8 protein-coding genes are annotated in these 10,204 nt (G+C 61.8%); all 8 read left to right on the forward strand.

Going from position 1 to position 10,204, the window contains the following annotated elements:
• Positions 1-7 precede the first annotated feature (7 nt).
• The 8 genes from VES88_06325 (at position 8) to VES88_06360 (ending at position 10,201) form a co-directional block, all read left to right on the forward strand.
• Positions 8-3,253 carry an efflux RND transporter permease subunit gene (locus tag VES88_06325; GenBank protein HYN81099.1) on the forward strand — a complete coding sequence of 1,082 codons (3,246 nt, stop codon included), beginning with the start codon at positions 8-10 and terminating at the stop codon, positions 3,251-3,253.
• Positions 3,254-3,276: 23 nt separating this feature from the next.
• Complete coding sequence (locus VES88_06330) at positions 3,277-3,792, forward strand: serine/threonine-protein kinase (protein ID HYN81100.1); 516 nt, start codon at positions 3,277-3,279, stop codon at positions 3,790-3,792.
• A 95-nt stretch (positions 3,793-3,887) separates the two neighbouring features.
• On the forward strand, positions 3,888-5,135 hold the full coding sequence (gene icd, locus VES88_06335) for an isocitrate dehydrogenase (NADP(+)) (protein ID HYN81101.1): 1,248 nt from the start codon (positions 3,888-3,890) through the stop codon (positions 5,133-5,135).
• The gene (locus VES88_06340; GenBank protein HYN81102.1) at positions 5,135-6,610 is read left to right on the forward strand and encodes a leucyl aminopeptidase; all 1,476 of its coding nucleotides are present in this window, start codon (positions 5,135-5,137) and stop codon (positions 6,608-6,610) included. Before icd ends, VES88_06340 begins: the two co-directional genes overlap by 1 nt.
• 44 nt (positions 6,611-6,654) lie before the next feature.
• Positions 6,655-8,433: a Plug domain-containing protein gene (locus VES88_06345; GenBank protein ID HYN81103.1), complete on the forward strand. Its 1,779-nt coding sequence runs from the start codon at positions 6,655-6,657 to the stop codon at positions 8,431-8,433.
• Between the two features lie 48 nt (positions 8,434-8,481).
• Positions 8,482-9,345 (forward strand): YicC/YloC family endoribonuclease, encoded by an 864-nt coding sequence (locus VES88_06350; protein ID HYN81104.1) that lies wholly within the window; start codon positions 8,482-8,484, stop codon positions 9,343-9,345.
• Positions 9,342-9,989, forward strand: coding sequence for a guanylate kinase (gene gmk, locus VES88_06355; protein ID HYN81105.1), 648 nt, complete (start codon positions 9,342-9,344; stop codon positions 9,987-9,989). The genes VES88_06350 and gmk overlap by 4 nt, the downstream gene beginning before the upstream one ends.
• A 2-nt stretch (positions 9,990-9,991) precedes the next feature.
• Positions 9,992-10,201 carry a DNA-directed RNA polymerase subunit omega gene (locus VES88_06360; GenBank protein HYN81106.1) on the forward strand — a complete coding sequence of 70 codons (210 nt, stop codon included), beginning with the start codon at positions 9,992-9,994 and terminating at the stop codon, positions 10,199-10,201.
• The last annotated feature ends 3 nt before the right edge of the window (positions 10,202-10,204 follow it).

Consider the following 10,204-nt stretch of genomic DNA (forward strand, 5'->3'; position numbering starts at 1 on the left):
AGAAGCGATGTTTCTCTCGAACGTCTCGATCAAGCGGCCGGTATTCGCAACCATGATGATGGCTGCTCTCGTCGTCCTTGGCATCGTCTCCTATGGCAAGCTGGCGATCGACGAATACCCGGACATCACTTACCCGATCGTCATCGCGCAGACGAGTTACCCCGGCGCATCCCCCGAGGTGATGGAGAGGGACATCTCGCGCCCCATCGAGGAAGCGCTGAACACAGTGCAGGGGTTGAAGGAGATCAATTCGACTTCGCTCAACGGCATTTCGATCGTTCGGCTAACACTGAATCTCGACGTTGACGTTCTTGCCGCTCAACAGGATGTGCAGGCGAAAGTCGCCCGCATCCGCCGCACGCTGCCTCCGGAGATCGAAGAGCCAATAATCAATCACTTCGATCCAAACAGCCGACCGATCATATCGGTGGCGATCCAGAGTGGCGACCGCCCGATTCGCGAGCTGACGAGCCTCGCCGAAGAGGTGATATCGCCACGACTTCAGGCAATACCCGGCGTTGGCGGCATAAACGTTTCTGGTGGCGAGACGCGGCAGATCAGGATCGAGCTCGATCCGGCGGCGATGAAGTCATATGGTATCGGGCCGCCACAGGTGATCGCGGCGCTCAGCCGTGAGAATCAGGAGGTACCGGCCGGCCGCATTCAGCAGGGAGACACGGAGCGGCTCATCCGGGTGACCGGACGAGTGGTGAACCCCGCCGCGTTCGCGAGTATCGCCGTAGCGATCCGTGGCGGTGTTCCGATTCGCCTTGGAGACGTTGCGAAAGTCGTGGATGGATCCGCGGACAAGCGGACTGCGGCGCTCCTCGACAACACTCCCGCGCTGGCCATCGACGTTCTGAAGATCTCGGGGTCGAACACCGTCGCCGTTGCCGATTCCGTGCGCGCCGCGGCGGCGGACCTGCGGCGACAGCTTCCCGCAGACGTTCAGCTGCGCGTGATTCGCGACGATTCGAGGCGCATTCGCGAGTCTCTCGAGGACGTCGAGCTCAACATCATCCTCGGCGCGGTTCTGACGATCGCCATCATCTACCTGTTCCTGAACTCGTGGCGCTCGACGATCATCACCGGCCTGACACTGCCGGTGAGCATCATCTCGGCTTTCTTCATCATGTGGGTGTTCGACTTCACGGTGAACACCATGACGCTGCTGGCGCTCTCGCTCGCGATCGGACTGTTGATCGACGACGCCATTGTCGTTCGCGAGAACATCGTCAGGCACGTCCACATGGGTAAGGGTCACGTTCGTGCCGCGCAGGAAGGAACCGACGAGATCGGCCTCGCCGTCGTGTCCACCTCGCTCGCGGTAGTCGCCGTGTTCGTTCCCGTTGCGTTCATGGGCGGAATGATCGGCAAGATCTTTTTCCAGTTTGGCGTCACCGTCACGTTCGCTGTTCTGGTATCGCTGTTCGTGTCGTTCACTCTCGACCCGATGCTGTCCAGCGTCTGGCCGGACCCCGCAGGTGAGAGCGCGCATTCCGGCAAGGCGGTAAGGACAAGAAATCCAATCCGCCGGGTAGGACTCGCGTTCGACGCCTGGTTCGAGAGAACGGCGAACAAGTACCCTCCGCTGCTCTCGTGGGCCCTGGGCCACCGCGCGTTAGTGATGGCGGGTGCTGTAGGATCGATCGTCGCTGCAGGGTTGATCTACCCGTACCTCGGATTCACCTGGCTGCCGGACGTGGACGGCGGCGAATTCAACGTTCGAGTGTCAACGCCACCGGGCTCGAGTCTTTCGTACACGGTGTCAAAGGCGCAGGAAGTGAGCTCGTTCCTCAGATCTCAGCCCGAAACCGAATTCACCTACACGACCATCGGTGGAGGGTTCAGGGGAACGCCCAACAACGGGAGCATTTACGTACGCCTCCGCCCGAAGGGCGAGCGCGAGCGATCGCAGGAAGAGATACAGGGTGCTCTGCGCGGAAAACTTTCTCAGATGGCGGGTGTGCGCCCTGTCATCACCGGGACGCCATCCATCTTCGGCGGATTCCGTCAGCCGATAATCGTCAACGTGCAGGGGCCCGAGGAGACCCGGCTCAAGGTTGCGGCGGAGCAGGTGTTGAATCTGATCAGGGAGACCCCCGGCGCAGCGGAGCCCAATTCCAGTGACGAGGGACAGATTCCACAGCTCGACGTAAACGTCGATCGCCAGCAGGCGTGGGCCGCGGGGCTCGGCATCAACTCAATTGCCGGAACTCTGCAGCCGCTTTTTGCGGGACAGCGTGCTACGCGCTGGGAGGATCCGCAGGGCTTTTCTCACGACGTCGTTGTCGTGTATCCCGATTCACTGCGCAAGACGGCATCCGATGTTGCGAACATTGCGATTCCCGCGGGCACCGTCGATCCGAGCACCGGTCAGCCGCCGATGATTCCGCTCTCACAGGTGGCGGACGTGCAGACTAGCCTGGCGCCGCAACAGATCGACCGCCGCAATCTCGAGCGACAAGTCTCCATCTCCGCCGGCGTCATGCCCGGCTTCGCGATGGGAGCAGTCGCCGACGCGGTTCGCGCCGGCATCGACTCACTTGGACTGCCTGTGGGATACCATGCCCAGTTCACCGGCGACGTGCAGAATCTGACGGAGACGAAAGGTTTTGTCCTCGCGGCTCTGGGGCTCGCCGTCATCTTCATATATCTGATCCTGGCTTCGCTCTTCGGCTCGTTCTTCCAGCCGCTCGCGATCATGCTTGCTCTGCCATTGAGCTTCATCGGCGTAGCGCTGGCACTGCTGTTGACGAATGGAAGCATCAACGTGATGACGATGATCGGAATCATCATGCTGATGGGTCTCGTGACGAAGAATGGAATCCTGCTGATTGATTTTGCGAATCAGCAGCGTGAGAAGGGACATTCGCGCGATGAGGCACTTCTGATCGCCGGGAGAATCAGGCTTCGTCCGATCATCATGACGACAACCGCGATGATTTTCGGGATGATCCCACTCGCTCTCGCGCTGGGCGCGGGCGCGGAGCAGCGTGCTCCGATGGCGCGCGCCGTCATCGGCGGATTGATCACATCGACTCTTTTGACTCTGCTCGTTGTTCCGGTGATGTCGACGCTTCTCGACGACGGCGTGACGCTCCTGAGAACCCGGCTGCCCGACGCGGTGCGGCGGCTTCGCACCAGGAGAATCGCTCCAACGCGCGCGCCGGTGCCTCGACCACGACCTGCAGGTGAGCCTGGAATAGCCGCGCTCGAGCGCGCGGAAAAGATCGCACTCGACGTTCGGTAGGGTCCGGTGAGGCTAATGGCCTGCTGTACTACGTCATGCCTTTCGTCGACGGAGAGTCACTGCGCGACAGAATGAACCGCGACAAGATTCTTCCGATCGAGGACGCGCTGCGCATCGCGAGCGAAGTGGCCACCGCACTCGACTTCGCCCACCGGAAGAACATTATCCACCGCGATATCAAGCCGGAGAACATTCTTTTACAGGAAGGTCACGCACTGATTGCGGATTTCGGAATCGCGAGGGCGGTGAACAGTATGAACACCGCAGCGTTGACCCAGACCGGCATGTCGCTGGGCACTCCGACCTACATGGGCCCGGAGCAGGCGTTCGCGGAAAAGGATATCGACGGCCGAACAGACGAGTACGGCCTGGCGTGCGTTCTCTACGAGATGGCGACGGGGGCCCCTCCCTTCACCGGACCGAACGCGCAGGCGCGCGAGGTTCCTAAAGCAGAGCCATCGACACGGAAATACATCATCGCCGCCGCGGCAGCCGCGGTCCTGCTGATCGTCAGCCTCGTAGCGTGGCAACTCTTTTGATCGCTAAGCTGATCCGCGACGCGTGACGCGGATCGCTTGCTGGGGTCATTCGGCGCGCCTAGTTTGATAGGCCTGCGCCCCCTCCAATTTCCCTGATGGCCGACTATAAACTCTCGACAGTTCCCCGCAACGGCGAGCCGATTTCGTACGCCGACGGAAAGCTCTCCGTGCCTGCTAACCCGATCATTCCCTTCGTTGAAGGCGATGGCACTGGGCCGGACATCTGGCGAGCGTCCGTTCGGGTGTTCGACGCAGCGGTTGAAAAGGCGTTCGGCGGCGAGAGAAAAATCGCGTGGATGGAAGTATACGCCGGCGAAAAATCGTTCAAGCAATTCAATCACTGGCTGCCAAACGAGACCGTCGATGCGCTTCAGGAGTTCCGCGTATCGATAAAGGGTCCGCTGACGACACCTGTCGGAACGGGGATTCGCTCGCTCAACGTGACGCTCCGCCGAGTGCTCGATCTGTATGCGTGCATTCGGCCCGTCAGATATTTCGAGGGCGTGGGAGCCCCCATGAAGGAGCCGGAAAAAGTCGACATCGTGATCTTCCGCGAGAACACTGAGGATGTGTACGCCGGAATTGAATGGCGCGCGGACTCTCCCGAGGCCGCGAAGCTGCGAGCCTACCTGAAAACAGAGTTCGGAAGCGAGATTCGCGACAAGTCCGCCATCGGGATCAAGCCGATGTCGGAGTTCGGCACCAAGCGGCTGGTCGAGATGGCCATCAGCCACGCGATCGCAAAGAACCGCGAGTCGGTGACACTCGTGCACAAAGGCAACATCATGAAGTTCACGGAGGGCGCATTCCGCGACTGGGGTTACGAGGTTGCGGAGGAAAAATTCCGCGACGCGACCTGCACCGAGGCGGATGTGGAGAAAAAGGGCCGCGACACTCGCGCCGACGCCGTCATCATGAAGGATCGCATCGCGGACTCGATGTTCCAGCAGCTTCTGCTGCGCCCGTCGGAGTATGCCGTGATCGCAACTCCGAACCTGAACGGAGACTACCTGTCTGACGCCGCCGCTGCGCAGGTGGGTGGCCTCGGCATCGCGCCCGGTGGAAACGTGGGCGACGGCATGGCCGTGTTCGAAGCAACGCACGGAACTGCTCCAAAATACGCGAACCTCGACAAGATCAATCCGGGCAGTGTGATTCTGTCGGGAGCGATGATGCTCGAGTATCTGGGCTGGAACGAGGCTGCGAATCTCGTAATTCGGGGAGTCGAGAACGCGATCAAGGCCAAGAGGGTGACGTACGACCTTGCGCGCCAGATGCCCGGAGCCACCGAAGTCTCCACATCCGCATTCGGTGACGCAGTGATCGCAGGCATGCGGCAATAGTGGCACCCGAGATTCAGCTCAGCGCCGCCGCAGTCGCGGACTTTTCGACCGCTCTCCTCGCTGTTGCGATGGACGAGAACCCCGGCGCCGCGACGCTCGAGGATCTCGACCGCGCGCTGGGAGGCGAGCTGCAGCGCTCAATCGCTGCGCGCGAGTTCCGTGGGGCACGGGATGAATTGCTGCAGTTCACCGGCACAGCAAACGGGGCGCGCCGTATCATGCTCGTCGGGATGGGAAAACCAGGCGACAGAGCTGGTGGTCTGCGGCGCGCGGCGGCAGTGGCTGCGCGACAAGCCCGTAAGCTCGGGTCAGGAGACCTTGGATTTCACGCCGGCGTTCTAGGCGAGCGCGAAGTCGAGGCCGTAACAACCGGCTTGCTCGCCGGAGCGTGGGAGTACAAGGATCTGAAGAGCCCACCTCCGGAGGAGGAGCGGCGTGCACCGCTCGCGCGCGTAACGATACTCGCGGACGACAATCCCGAGAACCGCGCTGCGATGGACGCAGGACAGGCAATTGGCGCCGGGCATTCTCTGGCGCGCACGCTCGCCATGATGCCCGGCAACCTTTGCACTCCTCAATTCCTCGCTGACACCGCGAAACAGATCGCCGACCGTCACGGCCTCAAGCTAACTGTGCTCGGACGCGCTGAAATGACGGCCGAGGGGATGGGCTCTTTCCTCAGCGTCGCGCAGGGAACACCGCAGGACCCGAAGCTGATCGCCCTCGAATATGCAGGTGGCAAGCCGGGTGAGAAGCCGGTCACGCTCGTCGGGAAGGGGCTGTGCTTCGACAGCGGCGGAATTTCGATCAAGCCCGCGCAGTCGATGGAAGACATGAAGTTCGATATGTGCGGCGCGGCCGGAGTGCTTGGAGCGTTTGACGCGATATGCCGAATGAAGATTCCGGTGAACGTCGTGGGTCTGATCGGTGCGACCACCAACATGCCATCCGGAACGGCAGTCAATCCGGGTGACGTCGTGAAGAGTCATCTCGGCAAATACATCGAGGTCATCAACACTGACGCCGAGGGCCGACTTGTTCTCGCTGACGTTCTCTCGTATGCGCGCCGCTTCGATCCGGCGGTCGTTATCGACGCCGCGACTCTGACCGGAGCGTGCGTCATTGCGCTCGGTCATACGGCGACCGGAGTTTTCGGGCTCGACGACGCTCTCATCGGCGAGGTGATTGCGGCCGGCAAACGCGCCGGTGAGCCGGGCTGGTCCATGCCGCTTTGGGACGAATACCGCGATCTCATCAAGTCGGACGTCGCGGACATCAAGAACTCGGGCGGCCGGCCTGCCGGGGCGATCACAGCGGCAATGTTTCTCAAGGAATTCACGGAGAGCTATCCCTGGGTTCACCTCGACATCGCCGGCACCGCATACTCGGACGCGGACCTTGGCGCGATCCCCAAAGGCCCGACAGGAATTCCAACGGGCACCTTCATCGAGTTCGTGCGGGGAAGGGTGACCTGAGCGTGCTGCAGCATCACCGCTGGGGTCGTGCTCGCCTCGGCCTGATGGCCGGGGCGTTTTTCGTCGGAGTGCATGTGACCGCCGGAGCACAGGTCGTTCCGCCGCCCGGAAGTGAAGTGCCGATCCCGCCGAAACCCGCGACCGATTCCGCGGTGCCGAAGCGTGATACGATCAAGGCGCGCTTCGGCCGCTCCCGGGATCCCGTCACCGCGGACATAGGGCCTCAGTACAGCTGGGACCGCGAGGAGCTCTTCGCCAGTGGTGCGTTGACGGTCGCGGACCTACTGGACCGGATTCCCGGAGCGCTTACGTTTCGCAGCGGCTGGCTTGCGTCGCCAAAATTCGTGGCAGTAAACGGTGCCGTCGATCGTGTACGCATTTTCTACGACGGCCTGGAGCTGGACAATCTCGATGCGCGAACCGCGCCTTTGCTCGACCTCAACACCGTGCAGCTCTGGACGCTCGAACGGGTAAGCGTGGAGCGTCTTGGTGGAGAGCTCCGGGTGCATCTACGAAGCTGGCAGGTGGAGCGCACGGTGCCGTACACGAGAGTCGACGTTTCGACCGGCGACGAGGACTCCAACCTTTATCGCGGCTATTACGGCAAGCGCTTTCAGAATGGCGCCGGTGTTCAGTTCGCCGGACAGCAATTCAACACGAACTCGGCTCGCTTCGGCGGCGGTGGTGACGGACTGTCACTGCTGGGGCGCGTCGGAACTGGCGGTGCACACTGGAGCGTAGATGCTCTGGCGATCCGCGCAACGCGCAAACGCGTCGTACAGCCGACATTCGGCGCGGGGCAGTCGCTTCCCGGGTACAGTGGAACGCAGACACTCGCATACCTTCGCGCCGCGTGGGGCCGAATCGGCAGTGGCCCCTGGGTCGAGGCGCTTGCATCGGTGAACCGCCTTCAGGAAGACAGCAGACACGTGACGGCAGCGACGGCTGCATCGCTCCGCATCATTCCCGATAGTGCCGACACGACGAGCCGCTTCCAGCAGTACGTCCTGTCCGGCGGATTCGCGCGCGGACCAGCTCGATTGTCGGCCATGCATCGCGTGCGCAGCCGCGATGGCGTAACAACGCACTCACCCAGCGGCCGCTTCGAGCTCGACTGGCGCTATGCACTGGTGAGCGTCTTTGCCGAGCGTGACGGTTTTCACGGAGCGAATCGCGCGGACATCGTGGCGAGGCTGACACCGGTTCCATTCGCGGCGATCACGGGCGCCGTGACACGCTCGACCGATACTCGTGATGAGCTAACGCGCGGGCCTGATATCAATTCGGCGCGCATAGAAGCTGGGGTAAGGGTTTTCAGAACCTGGGTGTCCGCAGGGTTCATGACCCGGGACACTGCGTTGCTGCAGCCGCTCCGCGTTTTCGATACATCCTACGTGGCGACGAGCGCCGGTCTCAGAAGCGGTAGTTTTCTGGCCATCCGCGGGCCGATCATCGGCGCCCTCGGTGCCGACATCATCGCCACGAGATGGGCAGCGTCCGACGCGTACCGTCCCCTCCAGCACTCGCGCGCCGAGATCAATTTCATCACGAGCTGGTTGTCACGCTTTCCGAGTGGAAACTTCGGAATCCATGCCGCGGTGATTCACGAGTATCGCGGCATCGCGCGCTTTCCGGTCGCCCAGGGCGACCGCACCGCGGCGTCCAGCAATGTTTTCATGGGACTGCTGGAGATTAGAATCCTTCGGGGTACTATCTCGTATCAGGTTCGGAACCTCGCGGGCTTGCTCCACCAGATCGTGCCGGATTTCTACATGCACCGGGCGGTCAATCTGTACGGCGTCAGGTGGGAGTTCTGGAATTGACCATCTTGTGTCCTGTCGTAACTTAGGTAGCCGCATATGATAACCAGCATGACGGGGTTCGGGTCGTCGGAGGGCAAGGTGGGATCCCTCCGGGTCAGCGTAGAGCTGCGGACCGTAAATCACCGGTTCTTCAACCCGAGCATCAAGCTTCCCGCCGCCTTCAGCAAGTGGGAAGGGGACGTGCGGGAGATACTGCGGCAGCGAATCGCCCGCGGTCATGCCGCGCTCACGGCCCGGGTTGATCGGGATAGCACGCCAGCCGGGGGGATAAACGAGGCGCGCTTCGCCGAGTATGTCGCAGTCCTTCGCGGCCTGCAGGAGAGGCACGGCCTTACCGGCGGCCTCGATGCCGCCACCGTACTTTCGCTGCCCGACGTCGTGAATCTCGTGAGTCACGAGGGCGACGATGGCTCGGTGGACGAGCTACTTGCAGTGGTCGAAAGGGCAGTTGCGTCATTGCTCGCGATGCGCTCCGAGGAGGGCGCGCGCCTCGCTGGATTTCTCCTCGAGAGGATTAACCTCGTCGCCGCTTCTGTGGACCGGATCGCCGAACGAGCCCCCATTCGGTTGGCGGAGCACGGCACACGGCTCCGCAAATCGGTTCGCGAGCTGGCAGGAGCCGCGAACGTCGATCCCCAGAGGCTGGCGCAGGAGGTCGCGATCCTCGCCGACCGGATGGATATCTCCGAGGAAATCGACAGGTTCAAGGCGCACATCGACGCCTTCTGTAACACGCTCGACGAAACGGAAAGCGACGCGGTTGGCAAGCGGCTCGGCTTTCTTCTGCAGGAGATGGTCAGAGAAGCGAATACGATGGGAAGCAAGGCAGCCGACGCGCCCATTCTCGGCGAAGTGGTCAGCATCAAGGAAGAGCTGGAGAGAATCCGCGAGCAGGTAGAGAACGTAGAGTGAGCGGTTTTCCACTCATTCTTTCATCACCATCCGGGGCCGGCAAAACCACCATCGCGCGCGAGCTTCTGAGGCGCCGTCACGACCTGGGATACTCAGTATCATGCACCACCCGGCCCCCGAGGCCAGCCGAAATCGACGGAACCGATTACTTTTTCCTGACGCCCGAGGCGTTCCTCGCCGCCCGCGAAAAAAATGAGTTCGCGGAATCTGCCGAGGTGCACCAGCATCTTTACGGTACGCTGCGCCGGGAAGTCGACCGGGTGCTTGCAAGCGGCCGGGACGTTGTGATGGACATCGACGTGCAGGGGACGCGTCAGTTCATCGAGGCTTACCCGAGGTCGGTGCTTGTTTTCGTGCTCCCTCCCAACGCGGGAGTGCTGCTCGAGCGATTGAAGGCACGGGGAACCGAGAACGTGCAATCGCTCGACAGGCGGCTGCGGACCGCGGTAGCAGAGCTCAAGGCGGTAGGGATGTATCATTATGTAGTGGTGAACGACGATCTCGATCGTGCCGTTGAAGCGGTATCGAAGATCGTGGACGCAGAAAGGATGCGCACATCGAGGATTGCCCGGCTGGGCGAGCGAGTGGGAGAGCTCGTCGTCGGCCTCGAGGGTGAAATCGAAAACAACAAGAGGAGCAGTTAGACATGCAGGTTTTCATACCGAACGACATTGCCAAGCATGCCACGAACAAGTATCTGGGCGTTCTGGTGGCTGCGAAGTTTGCGCGCGTGATCAATGAATTTCCCCGCGACCGCTCAGCCGCTGGCGAGAAGAAGCTCACGACGCGGGCGCTCGAGGAGCTTGCGCGCGGTGAGATCGAGTATCGCGTCATCCCGCGGCGCCGCACGGAGTAGGTG

It is taken from the genome of Gemmatimonadaceae bacterium, from assembly GCA_035633115.1.
Taxonomy (GTDB): domain Bacteria; phylum Gemmatimonadota; class Gemmatimonadetes; order Gemmatimonadales; family Gemmatimonadaceae; genus UBA4720.